Genomic DNA, 18,468 nt, shown 5'->3' on the forward strand with positions numbered 1-18,468 from the left:
ACGATGCAATACCACACCAATAGCGCAACCTTCGAGCTGCCGGCCCCGCTCAAAGACAAGTCCATGCACATGTTCGTCGTGAGAGATGATGGGCCCAGCGAATTCAGCGTGGTCATCACCCACGCCGACGTGCCGCCGGAGGAAAGCCTGGCCGACTTCGGCGAGCGCCTGCAAAAGGAACTGGGCCGCGCCCTGCCGCGCTTTCAGCTACGAGGCCTGAAAGACTGCCAGGTCGGCGGTTCGCCGGCGATCGAACTGGCCTATAGCTGGCGCAAGGAAGGCAATTTCATGCACCAGCGCCAGGCCATCGTGCTCGTCCAGGGAGCCGCGCCGGACACGCGCCAGGCCATGATGGTCGCCGCGACCTGCCTGAATGCTTTCACCGACGAGTGGAATGCGGCATTCGATGGACTCCTCGCCAGCATGACGCTTCGCAATCCACTAAGTGTCGCAGCGGCCGCCCCAAGGCGTAAAGTGGTAGTCGCCACGCAGCCCTACACATTCGCCCTCTCCGCACGCCGGCGCAGCCTGCACGTCTTTGCCAACCAGGCCGAAGCCTGCCGCAAAACCGACCCGCGGGAAGTGGAGCTGGAAACCTGGGCCTTCTTCGACGCCGCAGGGAACCAGCTGCAACCTCACTTCACGGTACCCAATTCCTACGATCCCGGCCTGCGCAACACCGGCATGTTCCAGCTCTCGCCCCATCCTAACCCTGATGCCACCAACCTGCTCGCCAATCTGCATCTGGCAAACATCTACGATCCGCCGATGGATATTCCTGCCCTGCCCCATCTGGCCGCAGTGCGCAACTTCCTCGAACAACAGGTAGGCTAGCGATGGCGCAAGCGGCAGCAAGGCTGAATGACCCAATCGGTCATAGCCCGACCATGAGCTGGCTGCTGGCTGGCGTCATCGCAGCTGCAGCCATTGCCGTAACGGCGGTCGCTGTAGTCGGCACCGGCGGCCTGGCCGCAGCCGCCATCATTGGCGGTGCGGCAGCAGCGGGCGGCGGCATCGGCGAAGTACTGAGCACCATGAGCTGGGCCCCCAAGGAGGAAGTAGGTAAGATCACCACCGCCGGCTCGCCAAATGTTTTCACCAACGGCCTGCGCGCCATCCGCGCCCATCTCGACATGGCGAAATGCGACAAGCATACAGACACAGAGAAGGTGGCGACCGGTAGCGGCAAGGTGTTCATCAACAGCATGCCGGCAGCAAGGGTGGATGACAAGACCACGTGCAGCGCCACCATCACCAAAGGTTCACCCAATGTGAATATCGGCGGCGAGACCGTGCAGACTGACGAAGTTCACGCGGAAGACCTGGTCCCAACCTGGGTTCACGTCGCCTTGTTCGTGGTGGGCGCGGGTGCAGCCGTGGTACTCGCTGGTCCAGTCGTCGCAGTCGGCGGAGTGGTTGGCGGCATTGCCGGCGGCTTCGGTGGAAGCATGCTCGGCGGGAGATTATTTGGCGAAGGCTCAGATGGCCAAAAGTGGTCGATGCTGGCAGGGAGTTTCCTGGGCGGGATGCTTGGCGGGAAGTACGCCGCCAACTGGAAGGCGGCTGGCAATCAACCAACGAGCGTCATGGCGACAGAGGGGCTTGAGGCGCCAAAACCGCCGCCAGTGCCAGGTGACCCAGATTTCATTGGACCGTTGTCAAAGATCGATTCGAAAATCCTGTTTGGAGCATCGAAGCCGGGAACCAACAATATTATTGGCGGCCATTCCCCGGATGTCCTGAATTCGCCGAACCACACAATGAGCCATGACCAGACGGTCATCAACCCGGACGGTACTATCTCGGTCAAAGACTTTAAAATGATGATTGTGCGAAAAGATGGAACGTGGGGCTGGTCCAAGGGTAAATCTCCGAACACCCACACCATTGCGCCGGAAAGCTGGAGTAACGCGGACATTCTGCGTGCAGGACAGATCACCGCGAAGGCGCCCGGCCGGGTGCTCGGCGAGTCGAACGGTGTAACCAGGGTATTACATACCGACACGGTCAATGGCGTCCAGTGGCAGGTGATCACAGAAAACGGTGTCATCACCTCGTCGTTCCCTACCGGCGGAAATGGACTTTGAATCAAAACGACAAAGGATCGAAAATGAATGCGAGCGCCCTGAGCGAATTCGAAAGACTGCTTGGCGATGAGACCTCTCCATGGTTTGAATACAATCTTGAGATGGCTAGCGAATCCTTGAGCGCATTTGTCTCAGAAGATTGGCGCGGCTTGCAGTCCAAGGTATTATCGTTTTCCGCATGCGTCCAGGAGCGCTGTGCGGAAGCTGTTGGCGACTTCGGGAGTAATGATGGAGTGGCCGCTTTGACGACGCTTCTCGCGTCCTCGCCCTACCTCGACGTCGCGGCAATCGCTGCAAGCCAACTCGACGATATGGAGATTGAACTGCCACTTTCCCTGCGTGGAAAACTGCAACAATTGCTGGATCAGTTGATGGCTCGCCACAGCACGCGTGCAGAAGACGTTCAGCGATTAATCTCGCACTTATGCTGAGCACATATGCTGCCCTGCAAAGTGGTGTAACGGAATGCGATGAAAGCGCAGTTTCGATTTACTGCAGCGGCTTATAGACGTGGGAGACGATGAGGTGACGATCGCTGCGCTCGACTCCATCAATGCATTGGCCTCGTATGGCCTGGATATTTCCGGCAATGCCACGAAACTGCGTAATGCCATCGCCGAGACAAGATCCAATGCTGGTGCAGCTGTATAGCGCATGCTGAACGCCCTTGAAGACAAACTACTGCCTGCCTGAAGTGGCTGAGCAAGCGTCCGGCCGTCAAGCCGAACGCATTGCCAAGTACCTCAAGCGGCTGGCACCCTCACCCAGCCTTCCATCAAGACCCGCGCGCTGCGGCTCATGATGGCTTTCTTCACGGTCCACTCACCCTTCTCCTGCGTAGCTTGCGCGCCGACACGTAAGGTGCCGGATGGATGGCCGAAGCGCACTGCTTCGCGCTCGCCGCCGCCGGCAGCCTGGTTGACCAGCGTGCCTGGAATCGCGGCTGCCGTACCGATTGCCACGGCGGCAGTGCCCATCATTGCGTGGTGCAGCTTGCCCATGGAGAGCGCGCGTACCAGCAGGTCGATATCGCCGGCCTGCACCTGCTTGCCGCTGGATGCGGCGTAGCTGGCCGGCGGCGCGACGAAGGCGACCTTCGGCGTGTGCTGGCGGGTGGCCGCCTCGCTCACGTCCTTGATCAGGCCCATGCGCAATGCGCCGTAGGCGCGGATGGTCTCGAACTTGGCCAACGCGGCGGCGTCGCCGTTGATCGCTTCCTGCAACTCGGTGCCGTTGTAGCCGATGGCGTCCGCGTTGATGAAGATGGTCGGAATGCCGGCATTGATCATGGTGGCCTTCAGCGTGCCGACGCCTGGAACCTCCAGGTCGTCGACCAGGCGGCCGGTAGGGAACATCGAACCGCCCGCGCCCTCTTCTTCCGCAGCCGGGTCCATAAATTCAAGCTGTACTTCGGCGGCCGGGAAGGTCACGCCATCGAGCTCGAAGTCGCCGGTCTCCTGCACTTCGCCGTTGGTCATCGGAATGTGGGCGATGATGGTCTTGCCGATGTTGGCCTGCCAGATCCGCACCACGGCCATGCCGTCACGCGGCACGCGGGCCGGGGCAACCAGGCCACCGCTGATGGCGAACGCACCCACCGCAGCCGACAGGTTGCCGCAGTTGCCGCTCCAGTCGACAAAGGCCTTGTCGATGCTGACCTGGCCGAACAGGTAGTCCACGTCGTGATCCGAGCGGGTGGAGGCGGACAGGATCACCGTCTTGCTGGTGCTCGATGTCGCGCCGCCCATGCCGTCGATCTGCTTGCCGTACGGGTCCGGGCTGCCGATTACGCGAAGCAGCAAGGCGTCGCGCGCGGCCCCTGGCACCTGGGCCGCTTCCGGCAAGTCCTGCAGCCGGAAGAACACGCCCTTGCTGGTGCCGCCACGCATATAGGTAGCCGGCACCTTGATTTGGGGTTTATGTGTGGTCATCAGGCTGCCTTTGCGGATTCAAGGAAGTCCTGCGCGAAGCGCTGCAGCACGCCGCCAGCCTCATAGATCGACACATCTTCCGACGAGTCGAGGCGACAGGTGACCGGCACTTCCACGCGCTCGCCGTTCTTACGGTTGATCACCAGAGTCAGGGTGGCGCGCGGCGCACGTTTGCCGATCACGTCGAAGGTCTCGGTGCCGTCGATGCCCAGCGTCAGGCGGTTCACGCCCGGCTTGAACTCCAGCGGCAGCACGCCCATGCCCACCAGGTTGGTACGGTGGATACGCTCGAAGCCTTCAGCCACGATCGCTTCCACGCCTGCCAGGCGCACGCCTTTCGCCGCCCAATCACGCGAAGAACCCTGGCCGTAGTCGGCGCCGGCGATCACGATCAGCGGCTGCTTGCGCTCCATATAGGTTTCGATGGCTTCCCACATGCGGGTCACCTTGCCTTCCGGCTCAACGCGGGCCAGCGAGCCGGCCTTGATGCTGCCGTCCGCATTGCGCACCATCTCGTTTTTCAGCGTCGGGTTGGCGAAGGTGGCTCGCTGCGCGGTCAGGTGGTCGCCGCGGTGGGTTGCGTAAGAGTTGAAGTCCTCTTCCGGCAGGCCCATTTTGTGCAGGTATTCGCCGGCGGCGGAATCCATCATGATCGCGTTCGATGGCGACAGGTGGTCGGTGGTGATGTTATCGCCCAGCACGGCCAGCGCGCGCATGCCGCTCAGGGTACGTTCGCCTGCCAGCGCGCCTTCCCAGTAAGGCGGACGGCGGATGTAGGTCGATTGCGCACGCCAGTCGTACAGCGGTTCGGCGCGTTCGGCAGCTTCTTCGCTGCGCGCAAACATCGGGATGTAGACCTTGCGGAAGTGATCCGGCTTGACGGAGGAAGCGACGATGGCATCGATCTCTTCGTCGCTTGGCCACAGGTCCTTCAGGGTAACCGGATTGCCGGCGGCATCGTGGCCCAGCACGTCTTTCTCGATGTCGAAACGGATGGTACCGGCGATGGCGTAGGCAACCACCAGCGGCGGCGAAGCCAGGAAGGCTTGCTTGGCGTAGGGGTGGATACGGCCGTCGAAGTTGCGGTTGCCCGACAGGACCGCGGTGGCGTACAGGTCGCGCTCCACCACTTCCTTCTGGATCACAGGGTCCAGCGCGCCGGACATGCCGTTGCAGGAAGTGCAGGCGTAGGCCACCACACCGAATCCCAGCGTTTCCAGCTCAGGCATCAGGCCGGCCTCCTCCAGATACAGCGTGACGGCCTTGGAGCCCGGCGCCAGCGAGGACTTGACCCATGGCTTGCGCAGCAAGCCGGCCTGGTTCGCGTTGCGGGCCAGCAGGCCGGCGGCGATCATATTGCGCGGGTTGTTGGTGTTGGTGCAGCTGGTGATGGCGGCGATGATGACGGCGCCGTCAGGCATTTTGCCTGGCTCGTTTTCCACCACGCCCGAGATGCCGCGCGCGGCCAGCTCGCTGGTCGGCACGCGCTTGTGCGGGTTGGATGGGCCGGCGATATTGCGCACCACGGTCGACAAGTCGAATGTCAGGACGCGCTCGTATTCCACCTTGGCCAGGTCGTCCGACCATAGGCCGGTGTGCTTGGCGTAGGTCTCCACCAGTTCGACCAGGTCGTCGTCGCGACCAGTCAGCTTCAGGTACTTGATGGTCTGCGCGTCGATGGAGAACATCGCTGCAGTTGCGCCGAATTCCGGCGCCATGTTGGAGATGGTGGCGCGGTCGCCCAGGGTCAACGCGGTCGAACCTTCACCGTAGAACTCCAGGTATGCCGAGACCACTTTTTCCTTGCGCAGGAATTCGGTCAGCGCCAGCACGATGTCGGTGGCGGTGATGCCTGGCTGCGGCTTGCCGGTCAGCTCAACGCCGATAATGTCCGGCAGGCGCATCCAGGATGCGCGGCCCAGCATTACAGTTTCCGCTTCCAGGCCGCCCACACCGATGGCGATCACGCCCAGCGCATCAACCATCGGGGTGTGGGAGTCGGTGCCGACCAGGGTGTCCGGATAGGCCACCCCATCGGTCACCTGAATCACCGGCGACATGCGCTCCAGGTTGATCTGGTGCAGGATGCCGTTCCCCGGCGGGATCACGTCGACGTTCTGGAACGCTTTCTTGGTCCAATTGATGAAGTCGAAGCGGTCTTCATTGCGGCGGTCTTCAATGGCGCGGTTCTTGTTGAACGCATCCGGGTCGAAACCGCCGCATTCAACGGCCAGCGAGTGGTCGACCACCAACTGGGTCGGCACCACCGGGTTGACCAGGGCCGGGTCGCCACCCTGCTCCGCGATCGCGTCGCGCAGGCCGGCCAGGTCGACCAGCGCGGTCTGGCCCAGGATGTCGTGACACACCACGCGCGCCGGGAACCATGGGAAGTCCAGGTCGCGTTTGCGCTCGATCAGTTGCGACAGCGACGCGGTCAGCGTGGCCGGATCGCAGCGGCGAACCAGGTTTTCCGCCAGCACGCGCGAGGTGTACGGCAGTGTGGCGTAGGCGCCCGGCTTGATCGCATCGACGGCTTCGCGCGCGTCGAAGTAATCGAGCTTGGTGCCTGGGAGTTGTTTGCGGTATTGGCTGTTCATGATTACTTGCGGTCCTTCAGTGGTACGAAGGCCAGGTCTTCAGGGCCGACGTAGTTGGCGCTTGGACGGATGATCTTGTTGTCGATGCGCTGTTCGATCACGTGGGCAGCCCAGCCCGAGGTACGGGAGATGACGAACAACGGGGTGAACATGGCGGTCGGCACGCCCATCATGTGGTACGACACGGCGGAGAACCAGTCCAGGTTCGGGAACATCTTCTTGATTTCCCACATCACCGATTCCAGGCGCTCGGCGATGTCGAACATCTTCATCGAGCCCGCTTCCTGCGACAGGGAACGCGCCACTTCCTTGATCACCACGTTGCGCGGGTCGGAGATGGTGTAGACAGGATGGCCGAAACCGATCACCACTTCCTTGTTGGCGACGCGGTTGCGGATGTCGGCTTCCGCTTCGTCGGCGTTTTCGTAGCGCTGCTGGATGTCCAGCGCGACTTCGTTGGCGCCGCCGTGCTTGGGACCGCGCAATGCGCCGATCGCGCCGGTGATGGCGGAGTGGATGTCGGAACCGGTGCCGGAGATCACGCGGCTGGTGAAGGTGGAAGCGTTGAACTCGTGCTCAGCGTACAGGATCAGCGAGGTATGCATGGCGCGGACCCACGATTCGGATGGCTTTTCGCCGTGCAGCAGGTGCAGGAAGTGGCCGCCGATGGTGTCGTCGTCGGTTTCCACGTCGATGCGCTTGCCGTTGGTGCTGTAGTGGTACCAGTACAGCAGCATGGAGCCGAAGGAAGCCATCAGGCGGTCGGCGATGTCGCGCGCGCCGGCGATGTTGTGGTCGTCCTTTTCAGGCAGGCAGCAGCCCAGCACAGACACACCGGTGCGCATCACGTCCATCGGGTGGGCCGAGGCAGGCAGCGCTTCCAGTGCCGATTTCACGCCTTGCGGCAGGCCGCGCAGGGACTTCAGCTTCTTCTTGTAGCCTTTCAGTTCGGCGATGTTCGGCAGCTTGCCATGCACCAGCAGGTAGGCGATTTCTTCGAATTCGCAGGTGGTGGCGACGTCCAGGATGTCGTAGCCGCGGTAGTGCAGGTCGTTGCCGGTCTTGCCGACGGAACACAGGGCGGTATTGCCGGCTGCAACGCCGGACAGGGCAACGGATTTCTTAGGCTTGAAGGTTGGGGCTTGCTCGGTCATGTTGGTCTCTCCTCGGATCGTCGAATTATTTTTTGGCGGCGGCGAACAGCGCATCCAGCTTCTGCTCGAAGTCGTGATAGTTGATGCGCTCGTACAGTTCGGCGCGGGTCTGCATGGTGTCGACCACGTTCTGCTGGGTGCCGTCGCGGCGGATCGCGGTGTACACATTTTCGGCCGCCTTGTTCATGGCGCGGAAGGCCGACAACGGATACAGCACCAGGCCTACGTCGGCGGACTTCAGTTCCTCCACGGTGAACAGCGGAGTCGAACCGAATTCGGTGATGTTGGCCAGCACCGGAACTTTTACCGCTGCTGCGAACTGCTTGTACATGTCCAGCGAGATCATCGCCTCCGGGAAGATCATGTCGGCGCCGGCTTCCACGCAAGCCACTGCGCGGTCGATTGCTGCCTCAAGGCCTTCCACTGCCAGCGCATCGGTGCGCGCCATGATCACGAAGTTTTCATCGGTGCGCGCGTCAACGGCGGCCTTGATGCGGTCGATCATCTCGCCCTTGGAGACGATTTCCTTACCCGGACGGTGGCCGCATCGCTTGGCGCCCACCTGGTCTTCGATATGCATTGCCGCGGCGCCGAACTTGATCATCGACTTTACGGTACGGGCCACGTTGAAGGCCGAGGAGCCGAAGCCGGTATCCACGTCCACCAGCAGCGGCAGGTCGCACACGTCGGTAATGCGGCGCACGTCGGTCAGCACGTCATCCAGGTTGGAGATGCCCAGGTCCGGCAAGCCCAGGGAGCCGGCTGCCACACCGCCGCCCGACAAGTAGATCGCCTTGAAGCCGGCGCGCTTGGCCAGCAGGGCGTGGTTGGCGTTGATCGCACCCACCACCTGCAGCGGGGATTCTTCTTGTACGGCCTTGCGGAAGGCGGCACCTGCGGAATATTGGCTCATGATGTCCTTAAACGTTATGGAGAAGTCTGCCGTCCATAGTGCAAGCGGCGTGCCAGCCGCTGCTGTCCTGCAAAATCAAGCACTTGCAACGCCGGCGCCAGAGTATAATGTTTCAAATTGAAACACGTGAAACGTTTTCGGTGAAACATGCGACATTCGACTCCCATCCCCTTCGACCCTGCGGACAAGCCCGTGATCTGGACCGTTTCCGTTTCGCGCCTGTCGGAACTGTTTCGCGACATCACGCTGGAATATGACGCACTGGCCGATATCGAACCGGTCAACCTCGGTTTCGACGAAGCGGCGCGCCATATCCGCGAACGGTTGGCGACGGAACGCTGCGATGCGGTGATTGCAGCCGGCTCCAACGCGGCCTATTTGAAGGGCCGCCTGTCGATACCGGTGGTGATCGCCAAGGCCAGCGGCTTCGATTTCATGCAGGCCCTGGCCCGCGCACGCAAGATCTCCGACCGCATCGGCGTAATCACCTACCAGGACGACATGCCGGCGCTGGCGGAATTCGCCGCCACTTTCGGCGTGCCGATCGAACAGCGCACCTACGCAACCGAAGAAGATGCGCGCGCGCAGATCAATGACCTGAAGGCATCGGGCATCAAGGCCATCGTCGGCGCCGGCCTGATTACCGACCTGGCCGAAGAAGCCGGCTTGACCGGCGTCTTCGTCTACTCCGCAGCCTCGATCCGGCAGGCCTTCGACGATGCACTGGAACTGGCGCGCCTGGCGCAGCTTGAAACCAACCGCAACCGGCGCCACGTGGTGGCCGACACCCTGCGCGCCAAGCACGGACTGGCCGACCTGCGCGGCGAGTCCGAAGCGATGGAGCGCGTACGCCAGGCCGTCGTGCTGTATGCCAAATCGCCTGCCACCGTGCTGATCCAGGGCGAAACCGGTTGCGGCAAGGAGCTGGTGGCGCAGGCCATCCACCGCGAATCGCCGCGCACCCTGGGCGGCGCCAACCGGCCATTTGTCGCGGTCAATTGCGGCGCCATTGCGGAATCGCTGCTGGAATCGGAATTGTTCGGGCACGAAGAAGGGGCTTTCACCGGTGCCCGCCGCGGCGGCCACGCGGGACTGTTCGAAGCCGCCAACCGCGGCACGCTGTTCCTCGATGAAATCGGCGAGATGCCGCTGGCACTGCAAACCCGGCTCCTGCGCGTCCTGGAAGAACGCGAAGTGGTTCGGGTCGGCGGCACACGCCCGATTCCTGTCAACGTACGCATCATCAGCGCCACCCACTGTGACCTTGAAGCCCGGGTGCGCGAAGGCCACTTCCGCGCCGACCTGTTCTATCGCCTGGCCGTGCTGCGCATGTCGTTGCCGCCGCTGCGCGAACGCCCGACCGACATCCTGCCGCTGGCAGAATGGTCGCTGCGCACGGCGCTGGCCAGCCTCGGTGCGCGCGCCCACCCCAACCTGCCGGCCGAACTGGCAGCTTGCGCGCCCCTGCTGCTACGCTACGATTGGCCGGGCAACGTGCGTGAACTGCGCAACCTGACCGAACGGGTCGCCCTGTTCCTCGCTGCAGAACCGCTGCAGGCCCTGACGCCCAGCTTCGTTGCCGCTGTCGCGCCCGAACTGAATTCCCTTTCGCACCCGCTGCTGCAACCGGCCGCGTCACCCGCGTCCGCGCAGCGCCCCGGCGTGCTGGAAAGCGCCACCGAAGTGCTGGCCCGCTTCGGAGGGCGGCGCGACGCCGCCGCCGACTACCTTGGCATCAGCCGCACCACGCTCTGGCGCCGCCTGCGCGAAGAGCAGGAATTCTGACCCGCCCGAGGCGTCAATGCCACAACACATTGCATCAATGACAATCCCGTAGTATCTTCTGGCGTTGAGTTCAGGGGCATTACATGGAATATCGCAGGGAAATTGATGGTCTACGGGCGGTTGCCGTCCTGCCGGTGATCCTGTTTCACGCAGGGTTCCAGTTCTTTGGCGGCGGCTTCGTTGGCGTGGATATCTTCTTCGTCATCAGCGGCTACCTGATCACGACTATCCTGATCAATGAACTGGAAGCCGGCCAGTTCTCCATCCTCAATTTCTACGAAAGACGGGCCCGCCGCATCCTGCCCGCGCTATTCCTGCTGCTGCTTGCCTGCCTGCCGTTCGCCTGGTTCTGGCTGGTGCCCGACGACCTCAAAAGCTTTTCGCAAAGCTTGGTGGCGGTAATCGCCTTCGCGTCCAATATCCTGTTCTGGCAGCAGAGCGACTACTTCGATTCCTCCGCCGAATTCAAGCCGCTGCTCCATACCTGGAGCCTGGCGGTCGAAGAGCAGTTCTACCTGCTGTTCCCCCTGTTCCTGATGCTGTTCTGGCGCCGCGACCAGCGGCTGTTGCTGGCGGTGCTGGTAGGCACGGCGCTCGCCAGCCTCGGCGTAGCGCAATGGGGTGTCGCCAAAGACCCAACCGCCACGTTCTTCCTGCTGCCCACACGCGGCTGGGAACTGGCCATCGGTTCATTGTGCGCCTACTACATGTCCCGGCCCGGTGCGGGCCGGCATTCGCAACGTGTGCGCGAACTCGCCAGCCTTGGCGGACTCGGCCTGATCGGCATCAGCATTTTCGCCTTCAGCAAATACACCCCATTCCCCAGCGTATATGCGCTGCTGCCTACGGTCGGTGCGGCGATGATCATCCTGTTCGCCGCCCCTTCGACCACCGTGGGCAAGCTCCTAGGCAGCCGGGTCCTGGTCGGCGTGGGCCTTGTCAGCTACAGCGCCTACCTATGGCACCAGCCTATCCTGGCGTTCGCACGCCACCGCAGCGTGGAAGGCCCTAGTCCAGCGCTGATGGCGAGCCTGGTCGTGCTGACCATGGTGCTGGCCTACCTTAGCTGGCAGTTTGTCGAAAAGCCCTTCCGCAACCGCAACAAGTTCGGACGTCCCCAGGTCTTTGCCTTCGCCATTGCCGGCTCGCTGCTGTTCTTCAGCATCGGCATCGCCGGCCACAAGACCGACGGCATGCGGTCCGTGAAGACCACGCCGCAACAACAGGAAGTCCTGCGCACTGTTGCCGCAAGCCCCAAGCGGACGGCCTGCCATACCAAAGGTCTCGATTATCGCAAGCCGCAAGACGCCTGCGCCTTCAATGGCCCCGATGGCGAATGGGCGGTGTTCGGTGACAGCCACGCGATCGAACTGGCGTACGCGCTGGCGGTAGAGCTGAAAAGCAGCCAGCAGGGCGTGCGCCAGTTCACCTTCAGTGGCTGCTCGCCGTCCTACCAGCGTGCCGACGTCAACCCCGGCTGTAGCGACTGGACGCGCGAGGCAGTCGATTTCATCGCCGCAGATCCGCGCATCAAGGAAGTGGTGGTCAGCTACCGCATTCACAGCGCCCTGTTCGGCGACCACGAAGGCATTTACCCGCGCCTGCCGGATGAATTTACCGATGCCAAGCGGATCGCCATATGGGCTTCCTACAAGACGATATTGAACCGCTTTGTCAGCGCAGGCAAACATGTGACCGTCGTATTGCAGGCGCCTGAACTGCCGAGTCAGGTGGATAAGCTGATACGCCAGGCCGACGATCCGCGCACCGTGGACGGCGTTAGCATGGACTGGTGGCATCGCCGCAGCGCCTATGTGGAACAGCGCTTGTCCGAACTGCCAGCCGGCGTACGCATCCTGCGGCCTGAATCGCTGTTCTGCGATGCTGCGCGCTGCTACGCCGTAAAGGATGCCAAGGCCCTGTATTTCGATGACGACCACATGTCTACCTACGGCGCAGCGCTGGTGGCGCACAGCGTCGCGGCAGGGCAGCCGCGCGCCTGCGAAACCGGCTGCCCGCTAGAATCGGCGGCATGGACCAGAACACCGAAAGAGAGTCACTGAAAGAACAGATGGGGCGCATCATTGAAGAGGCGCGCATGATACTGCCAGGTATCCAGGCCCTGTTCGGTTTCCAGGCCATCGCCGTCTTCAACGACCGCTTCGAAAAGCTGCCGGTCTATGCCCAGGACTGCCACGCCGCCGCGCTGGCACTGGTGGTGGTAGCCATTGCGCTGGTGATGCTGCCCGCCGCCTACCACCGGCTCGCCGAACCCGGCCAGGTTTCCATGCATGCGATCAAGATCTCCTCGCGCGCCATCTGTTACGCCCTGGCACCGCTGGCCGCCGGCCTGGCGCTGGACATTGCGGTGGTGCTCTACATGGTCACCGGCAGCGACATGGGCAGCGCGGCCGGAGGATTGGCCGCCTTCCTGCTGCTGATTGGCACCTGGTTCGTCTTTCCCCTGCACGCCCGCCGGCACCGGCGCTGAGCAACCGCCCGTCATCCGTTTCGACCACTCGTCATATCGCTGGAACGGCAGCCGGCTCGATACGGTATGCTTCCAGCCCATGAAAAGAGAACATTATTATTGGCTGCTGCAGGCCCTCGGATGGAGCGGTGTCGCCCTGTTTGTAGCCGTCGTCAATATGCTTCATGTGACTTACTTTCCGCTTGCCCTCGGGTGCGGGCTGACCGGCCTGGCCCTGACCGCCCTGTGGCGGCGCCTGTGCAACTTCCGGCTACAGCGGCGTGGCAAGCGGCTTGGCTGGCAAGCCGCAGGTCTATCAGCAGCAGCCATGGGCCTGGTGCAAACTGTCAGCAACACCGCGATTGACTATCACGTTTCCGGTGCCAACTGGTACGTCGGCAGCCCGGTGTGGTTCATGATGCTGCTGACGTTCTGGTTTGGCGTCATGCTGGCCTGGAATGTCTGCTACATGGCAGCCCTGTCCCTGCGCCGCAACCAACGCCTGGAGGCGGAGGCGCTGCTTTTGGAGGCGGAAACCTTGCGCCTCGAAGTCCTTGCCAAGGATGCGGAATTGCGCGCCCTGCAGGCCCAGGTCAACCCGCACTTCTTCTTCAATAGCTTGAACAGCGTGCGCGCACTGCTTTACCAGGATATCGGCTCCGCAGCCAATATGATCGACCAGTTGGCGACCCTGATGCGCTATACCCTGGTTTCCAGCTACAACGATTGCGTTCCGCTGCATGAGGAATTGGGCGCCGTCCGGGCCTACCTGGCGATCGAGAAAATCCGCTTTGAAGAACGGCTGCAATTCGACATCGACATAGGCGCGGACATGGAAGCCATCACGGTACCGCCGATGGCGCTGCAGACATTGGTCGAGAACGCGGTGAAATATGGCGTCGAACAATCCACCAGCGGCAGCGCAATCAACATACGCGCGCAGCGCTCCGGAGGCACTGCCATCATCGAGGTGGCAAATCAAGGCAGCATCCTGGCAAGCCGCAATTCGACCGGCGTTGGCGTCAGCAATGCGCGCAAGCGCCTCGCGCTGTCCAAAGGCGAGCATGCCACGCTCGACCTGGCTGAAAACGATGGCTGGGTGCGAGCCACCTTGCGCTTCCCCACCGCCGCATAAAGGAACCGACCATATGGACCGTAACCTCTCCCCGGCCACCCGGCTTGGATTGTTCTCCACGCTGCAAATCGCCGGCTGGGGAACGCTGCTGCTGCTCTTCATCCTTGGCAATGGCCGCTATACGAACACCAGGTTACTGGTCGCATTCATCCTGGTGATTGTCAGCGGCTGGATGTTGACCAATGCGTGGCACCGTCTCTTCAAGTCGTGGCGCTGGAATCGTCATGGCAATGACTGGCGCCTGCCGCTGGTGGCGGTGCTGGTACTGGCGCCTGTGCAGACAGCTGTCTCTGAACTGGCTACCTACTTCTACGCGCCGCACATGGCCTTTGTCGGCCTTTCGGAAAGCATTCCAATGGACCTGGCCTTCTGGTGCCTCGTCATGCTGGGCTGGACCATCAGCTACATGGCAGCTGTTGCCCTGCGTCGCGCTTCGCGGCTCGAAGCGGAAGCACTTCGACTGGAAGTGCTGGCAAAGGACGCGGAGTTGCGCGCCCTGCAATCGCAGGTCAACCCGCACTTTTTCTTCAATAGCCTGAACAGCGTCCGTGCGCTGATGTACGAGAACATCGACAACGCCGCCCACATGGTCGACCAGCTTGCAACCCTGATGCGCTACACGCTTATGTCGACCTTCAGCGATTGCGTGCCGCTGCAGCAGGAGCTCGATGCCGTGCGCGCCTACCTGGATATCGAGAAGCTGCGCTTCGAAGAACGCCTGCACGCGCATTTCGACATCGAGGCCGGAATGGCGCACGTCACGATCCCGCCGATGACTTTGCAGACCCTGGTTGAAAATGCGGTCAAGTACGGCGTCGAGCGCCGCACCGATGGCAGCGAGATCCGCATCATTGCGCGCCAGTCGGGTGAGCATGCGGTGATCGAAGTCGCGAACAAGGGCGCGTTACTTGCCAATACCGGCTCGACCCGCGTTGGCATGGGCAATGCACGCAAACGGCTGGAACTCGCAAAGGGCGAGCAGTCCAGCCTGGACCTGAGCGAAGATGAGGGCTGGGTACGTGCTACCCTGCGCTTTCCGCTCGCCGCCTGACCGACATGGACATGGAACAATCGCAAAGACCGCTGTTGGCCAGGATCAACTGGTACTGGATCCTGCAAGGACTCGGCTGGGGTACTGTTACCGCCTTCGTCTTGCTGGTCAACGGGCCGTTCCTGGAGAAACCGGGCGCAGTCCTGACCTGCATCCTGGATGGCGTCAGCGGACTGCTGCTGACCGACTTGTGGCACCGCTACATGAAGCTGCGCGGCTGGAACTCGCGCCGGGCGGACTGGCGCCAGCTCGCCGTGGCCATTTTCATCCTCGGCCCATTGCAATTGGCGTGTGTCACCGTCATCGCGCGCACCCTGGTCGGCGTGGCCGACGGCGGCAGCTGGCTGCCGATGCTGTTCCTGTTCTGGTCGGGCATCATGGCGGCGTGGCAGGTGTCGTACATGGCCGCCACAGCCTTGCGCCGCGCCAACCGCTTCGAAGCGGAAGCGTTACGCCTCGATGTGCTGGCCAAGGAAGCCGAATTGAAAGCCCTGCAAGCCCAGGTCAACCCCCATTTCTTCTTCAATAGCCTGAACAGTGTGCGTGCGCTGATTTTCGAGAACCAGCAATCGGCCGCGCAAATGATCGACCAGCTTGCAACGCTGATGCGCTATACGCTGGCCTCCAGCTATGCCGACACCGTGCCGCTGAAAGAAGAGATGGAGGCCGTCCAGTCTTACCTTGCCATCGAGAAGATCCGCTTCGAGGAACGCCTGCGCGTAGCGATCGATATCGCCGGCGGCATGGATACCGTGGCGATCCCGCCGATGGCCGTGCAGACGCTGGTCGAAAACGCAGTGAAATACGGCGTCGAGCAAAGCAGCGTCGGAACGGAGATCCGCATCAGCGCCTCCCATGCCAATGGCCGTGCATTGATCGAAGTAGCCAACCGCGGCGCATTGGCCAGGCTTGGCTCAACGCGTGTCGGCCTGGCCAACGCCCGTAAAAGGCTGCTGCATGCCAAGGGCGGCAATGCCAGCCTGGAGCTGGTCGAACGCGATGGCTGGGTGCACGCTACCCTCGCCTTCCCGTTGCCATGATGATGCGTGTGCTGGTCGTCGACGATGAACGACTGGCCCGCAAGGAGCTGCGTCGCCTGCTGGCCGGCCACCAGCACCTTGAAATCGTCGGGGAAGCCGCAGGCGTTGCTGAGGGCATTGCACAAGCCGCCACTTTGGCGCCGGACCTGATCCTGCTCAATGTGCATATGCCGGACGGCAGCGGCTTCGACCTGCTCGATGCACTGGACGACGTACCGGAAGTCATTCTCACCACGGGCCACGGTCCCTGCCTGGCCGACTACCTGCTCAAGCCGATCCATCCGCAACGCCTTGCTGCCGCGCTGGAGCGTGCCGCTGTCCGTGCCGGCATGGGCAAGAAGCCGCGCAAGCTGTTTATCCGCGATGGCGAAAGCTGCTGGTTCGTGCGCCTGACGGATATCCGTCTGTTCGAAGCGGAAGGCCGTGACACGCGCGCCTATTTCGACGGCGGCTCGCCGCTGATTGCCCGCCCGTTGTCGCAGTTGGAGCAAATGCTCGACCCGCAGCAGTTCTTCCGCGCCAGCAGCCGCCATCTGGTCAACCTTGCCGACGTTGACCGCATCGTACAAACAGCCGGCGGTTCGCTCGCGCTGAAGGTGGCAGGCATGGCGGTGGAAGTCGTGTGCGGCGATACCGAAATCGATGTATGCTCGCAGCGACCAATTCATCCAGGGAGCCGAACAACATCATGCACGTCCTGATTGTCGACGACGAACGCTTGGCGCGCGCCGAACTGCGGCGCATGCTGGCCTCCCACACCGGCGTTACCATTGTCGGGGAAGCCGCCAATGCCGCGGAAGCTGCGCTGCAAATCTCGGCCCTGCAACCGGACTTGCTGCTGCTGGACGTGCAAATGCCGGGCGGTAGCGGATTCGACCTGCTGGCCACGCTGGACGACGCGCCGGAAGTGATTTTCACCACCGCTTTCGACCAGTACGCCCTGCAAGCCTTTGAAGCGAGTGCGCTCGACTACCTGATGAAGCCCATCGAGCCGCAACGCCTGGCCGCGGCATTGGAACGGGCGGCCGTGCGCCTGGGCCTTGCGCCGGCAAGCAGCGCGGCTCCGCGCAAATTGTTCATCCGCGACGGAGAGCGCTGCTGGTTCGTGCGCCTGGAAGATATCCGCCTGTTCGAATCCGAGGGCAACTACACCCGCCTCTACTTCGACGGCGCCACGCCGCTGCTGGCGCGCTCCCTGCTGCAACTGGAACAGCGCCTCGACCCGCAGCAATTCTTCCGCGCCAACCGCCGCCATATCGTCAACCTGGCCGCAGTCAAGGGCATCGCCAATGGCGAAGGCGGCACCATGGCCCTGCGCATCGAAGACATGACGGTGGAAGTCTCGCGCCGCCGGATGGCAGCCCTCAAGCAACTGCAGGAGTTCTGATCAAATAAAAAAAACCCGCTCGGAGAGCGGGTTTTCGATGTGCTGCGCTGCGCTCAGGCCTTGCGGCGGCGCCCGTAAGCCAGTGCAATAGCGCCGACGCCCAGCAGAGGCAAGGTGCCCGGCAGCGGCACTTCCGCCGGAGTCACCGGCGCCAAGCCATATTCAGCAACGCCATCGCGCACATTGAAGGCATAACGGCCGTCCACGCCGACGTTGCTACCCTTGACCAGCGCGTGCTTGCCCGAATCCAGCAACTGCTTGGCGGCGCCCGAACCTTCGAATTCGAAATCGGCAGCCGTGCCCTGGAGATGGAAGCCCGCACGCGACTTATCGGCCGTGGTGGTCTTGTCCCATTGGATCGAACCGTAGTTGTAGTAGAAGTCGAAGTTGTTGGCACCGGTATCCGAACGGTCGACCAGCACCAGCTGGAAAGTGTTCTTCTTGTCGTTCTTGCGTGGGTAATAGCCAACGCCGGACCACGTTACCGCAAAGGCATCATGGCCGTCGAACTTGGTGTTGCCATAGCCGATGGAGCCACCGCCGTTGCTGATATCGACGTCGCCGAAGAATGGCGCCAGGAAGGAGCCCGCGTAGGAATTGCTTTCGAACGAAGCCGGCACGTAGTTCGTCATGCCGGAGCCAAAGGACACATTGCCGTTGGTGTTGATGAACAGGCTGCTGTAAATGGAACCGTTCAGGCCCAATTTCATGCCGCCAGCCAGATTGACCTTGGTGGAACCATCATCGACAGCGGCAACCTTGGTCTGGGTGAAACCAGTCAGGATCGGCGATGCATGGGCATTGGCGCTAAAAGCCAGCGCGGCGGCGAGCAACAGCTTGGTCAGTTTGGACACGGCATTCTCTTTGTGGCAACAGGAACTGCAATTATACCAATTTAGTTAATGTAAAGTAAATCAA

Annotated in this window: 16 protein-coding genes; 11 read left to right on the forward strand and 5 right to left on the reverse strand. The window is 62.2% G+C overall.

Annotated features, from left to right (window positions below; translation table 11 throughout):
* The first annotated feature begins 3 nt into the window (after window positions 1–3).
* The 3 genes from BM269_RS19845 to BM269_RS19855 are packed head-to-tail and all read left to right on the forward strand — an operon-like array spanning window position 4 to window position 2,518.
* Entirely contained in the window at window positions 4–834 is an 831-nt protein-coding gene (locus BM269_RS19845) for a DcrB-related protein (RefSeq protein ID WP_090440921.1), read from the forward strand.
* A 53-nt stretch (window positions 835–887) separates the two neighbouring features.
* Window positions 888–2,087: a PAAR domain-containing protein gene (locus BM269_RS19850; protein WP_170860436.1), complete on the forward strand. Its 1,200-nt coding sequence runs from the start codon at window positions 888–890 to the stop codon at window positions 2,085–2,087.
* Window positions 2,084–2,518 (forward strand): hypothetical protein, encoded by a 435-nt coding sequence (locus tag BM269_RS19855; RefSeq protein WP_139232805.1) that lies wholly within the window; start codon window positions 2,084–2,086, stop codon window positions 2,516–2,518. Before BM269_RS19850 ends, BM269_RS19855 begins: the two co-directional genes overlap by 4 nt.
* A gap of 312 nt (window positions 2,519–2,830) precedes the next feature.
* Here BM269_RS19855 and prpF read toward each other — a convergent pair whose 3' ends face one another.
* Genes prpF through prpB form a run of 4 tightly spaced genes read right to left on the reverse strand, consistent with a single transcriptional unit; the run spans window position 2,831 to window position 8,682 of the window.
* Window positions 2,831–4,018: a 2-methylaconitate cis-trans isomerase PrpF gene (prpF, locus tag BM269_RS19860; RefSeq protein ID WP_090440931.1), complete on the reverse strand. Its 1,188-nt coding sequence runs from the start codon at window positions 4,016–4,018 to the stop codon at window positions 2,831–2,833.
* A complete protein-coding gene (gene acnD, locus BM269_RS19865) occupies window positions 4,018–6,615 on the reverse strand; it encodes a Fe/S-dependent 2-methylisocitrate dehydratase AcnD (RefSeq protein WP_090440935.1) in 2,598 nt (865 codons plus the stop codon). Before acnD ends, prpF begins: the two co-directional genes overlap by 1 nt.
* A 2-nt stretch (window positions 6,616–6,617) precedes the next feature.
* Complete coding sequence (gene prpC / locus BM269_RS19870; RefSeq protein ID WP_090440938.1) at window positions 6,618–7,769, reverse strand: bifunctional 2-methylcitrate synthase/citrate synthase; 1,152 nt, start codon at window positions 7,767–7,769, stop codon at window positions 6,618–6,620.
* A 25-nt stretch (window positions 7,770–7,794) separates the two neighbouring features.
* Window positions 7,795–8,682, reverse strand: coding sequence for a methylisocitrate lyase (gene prpB / locus BM269_RS19875; protein ID WP_090440942.1), 888 nt, complete (start codon window positions 8,680–8,682; stop codon window positions 7,795–7,797).
* Window positions 8,683–8,829: 147 nt separating this feature from the next.
* On the opposite strand from prpB, the gene prpR reads away from it, so the two are divergent.
* The 8 genes from prpR (at window position 8,830) to BM269_RS19915 (ending at window position 17,550) form a co-directional block, all read left to right on the forward strand.
* A complete protein-coding gene (gene prpR, locus BM269_RS19880; protein WP_090440945.1) occupies window positions 8,830–10,467 on the forward strand; it encodes a propionate catabolism operon regulatory protein PrpR in 1,638 nt (545 codons plus the stop codon).
* Window positions 10,468–10,550: 83 nt separating this feature from the next.
* Window positions 10,551–12,530, forward strand: a complete 1,980-nt coding sequence (locus BM269_RS19885) for an acyltransferase family protein (protein WP_090440948.1) — start codon at window positions 10,551–10,553, stop codon at window positions 12,528–12,530.
* Window positions 12,500–12,958, forward strand: a complete 459-nt coding sequence (locus tag BM269_RS19890; RefSeq protein WP_090440951.1) for a DUF6328 family protein — start codon at window positions 12,500–12,502, stop codon at window positions 12,956–12,958. Before BM269_RS19885 ends, BM269_RS19890 begins: the two co-directional genes overlap by 31 nt.
* 79 nt (window positions 12,959–13,037) lie before the next feature.
* Window positions 13,038–14,072 (forward strand): sensor histidine kinase, encoded by a 1,035-nt coding sequence (locus BM269_RS19895; protein ID WP_090440954.1) that lies wholly within the window; start codon window positions 13,038–13,040, stop codon window positions 14,070–14,072.
* 13 nt (window positions 14,073–14,085) lie between these two features.
* Window positions 14,086–15,123 (forward strand): sensor histidine kinase, encoded by a 1,038-nt coding sequence (locus BM269_RS19900; protein ID WP_170860437.1) that lies wholly within the window; start codon window positions 14,086–14,088, stop codon window positions 15,121–15,123.
* Window positions 15,124–15,134: 11 nt separating this feature from the next.
* The gene (locus BM269_RS19905; protein WP_090441391.1) at window positions 15,135–16,163 is read left to right on the forward strand and encodes a sensor histidine kinase; all 1,029 of its coding nucleotides are present in this window, start codon (window positions 15,135–15,137) and stop codon (window positions 16,161–16,163) included.
* Complete coding sequence (locus tag BM269_RS19910) at window positions 16,160–16,864, forward strand: LytR/AlgR family response regulator transcription factor (protein WP_090440959.1); 705 nt, start codon at window positions 16,160–16,162, stop codon at window positions 16,862–16,864. The genes BM269_RS19905 and BM269_RS19910 overlap by 4 nt, the downstream gene beginning before the upstream one ends.
* On the forward strand, window positions 16,852–17,550 hold the full coding sequence (locus tag BM269_RS19915; protein ID WP_090440962.1) for a LytR/AlgR family response regulator transcription factor: 699 nt from the start codon (window positions 16,852–16,854) through the stop codon (window positions 17,548–17,550). Before BM269_RS19910 ends, BM269_RS19915 begins: the two co-directional genes overlap by 13 nt.
* A 53-nt stretch (window positions 17,551–17,603) precedes the next feature.
* Here the strand turns inward: BM269_RS19915 and BM269_RS19920 are convergent, their stop codons facing one another.
* Complete coding sequence (locus BM269_RS19920; RefSeq protein WP_090440967.1) at window positions 17,604–18,404, reverse strand: nidogen-like domain-containing protein; 801 nt, start codon at window positions 18,402–18,404, stop codon at window positions 17,604–17,606.
* Window positions 18,405–18,468: the final 64 nt, after the last annotated feature.

The sequence above is a fragment of the Duganella sp. CF458 genome (assembly GCF_900113115.1).
Taxonomy (GTDB): Bacteria; Pseudomonadota; Gammaproteobacteria; order Burkholderiales; family Burkholderiaceae_D; genus Rugamonas.

What these genes read in the sequence shown, in the direction of transcription:
- BM269_RS19845 (WP_090440921.1), top strand. Translation starts at nt 4, where the DNA reads ATGCAATACCACACCAATAGCGCAACCTTCGAGCTGCCGGCCCCGCTC.
- BM269_RS19850 (WP_170860436.1), top strand. Translation starts at nt 888, where the DNA reads ATGAGCTGGCTGCTGGCTGGCGTCATCGCAGCTGCAGCCATTGCCGTA.
- prpF (WP_090440931.1), bottom strand. Translation starts at nt 4,018, where the DNA reads ATGACCACACATAAACCCCAAATCAAGGTGCCGGCTACCTATATGCGT.
- acnD (WP_090440935.1), bottom strand. Translation starts at nt 6,615, where the DNA reads ATGAACAGCCAATACCGCAAACAACTCCCAGGCACCAAGCTCGATTAC.
- prpC (WP_090440938.1), bottom strand. Translation starts at nt 7,769, where the DNA reads ATGACCGAGCAAGCCCCAACCTTCAAGCCTAAGAAATCCGTTGCCCTG.
- prpB (WP_090440942.1), bottom strand. Translation starts at nt 8,682, where the DNA reads ATGAGCCAATATTCCGCAGGTGCCGCCTTCCGCAAGGCCGTACAAGAA.
- prpR (WP_090440945.1), top strand. Translation starts at nt 8,830, where the DNA reads ATGCGACATTCGACTCCCATCCCCTTCGACCCTGCGGACAAGCCCGTG.
- BM269_RS19885 (WP_090440948.1), top strand. Translation starts at nt 10,551, where the DNA reads ATGGAATATCGCAGGGAAATTGATGGTCTACGGGCGGTTGCCGTCCTG.
- BM269_RS19890 (WP_090440951.1), top strand. Translation starts at nt 12,500, where the DNA reads ATGGACCAGAACACCGAAAGAGAGTCACTGAAAGAACAGATGGGGCGC.
- BM269_RS19895 (WP_090440954.1), top strand. Translation starts at nt 13,038, where the DNA reads ATGAAAAGAGAACATTATTATTGGCTGCTGCAGGCCCTCGGATGGAGC.
- BM269_RS19900 (WP_170860437.1), top strand. Translation starts at nt 14,086, where the DNA reads ATGGACCGTAACCTCTCCCCGGCCACCCGGCTTGGATTGTTCTCCACG.
- BM269_RS19905 (WP_090441391.1), top strand. Translation starts at nt 15,135, where the DNA reads ATGGAACAATCGCAAAGACCGCTGTTGGCCAGGATCAACTGGTACTGG.
- BM269_RS19910 (WP_090440959.1), top strand. Translation starts at nt 16,160, where the DNA reads ATGATGATGCGTGTGCTGGTCGTCGACGATGAACGACTGGCCCGCAAG.
- BM269_RS19915 (WP_090440962.1), top strand. Translation starts at nt 16,852, where the DNA reads ATGCACGTCCTGATTGTCGACGACGAACGCTTGGCGCGCGCCGAACTG.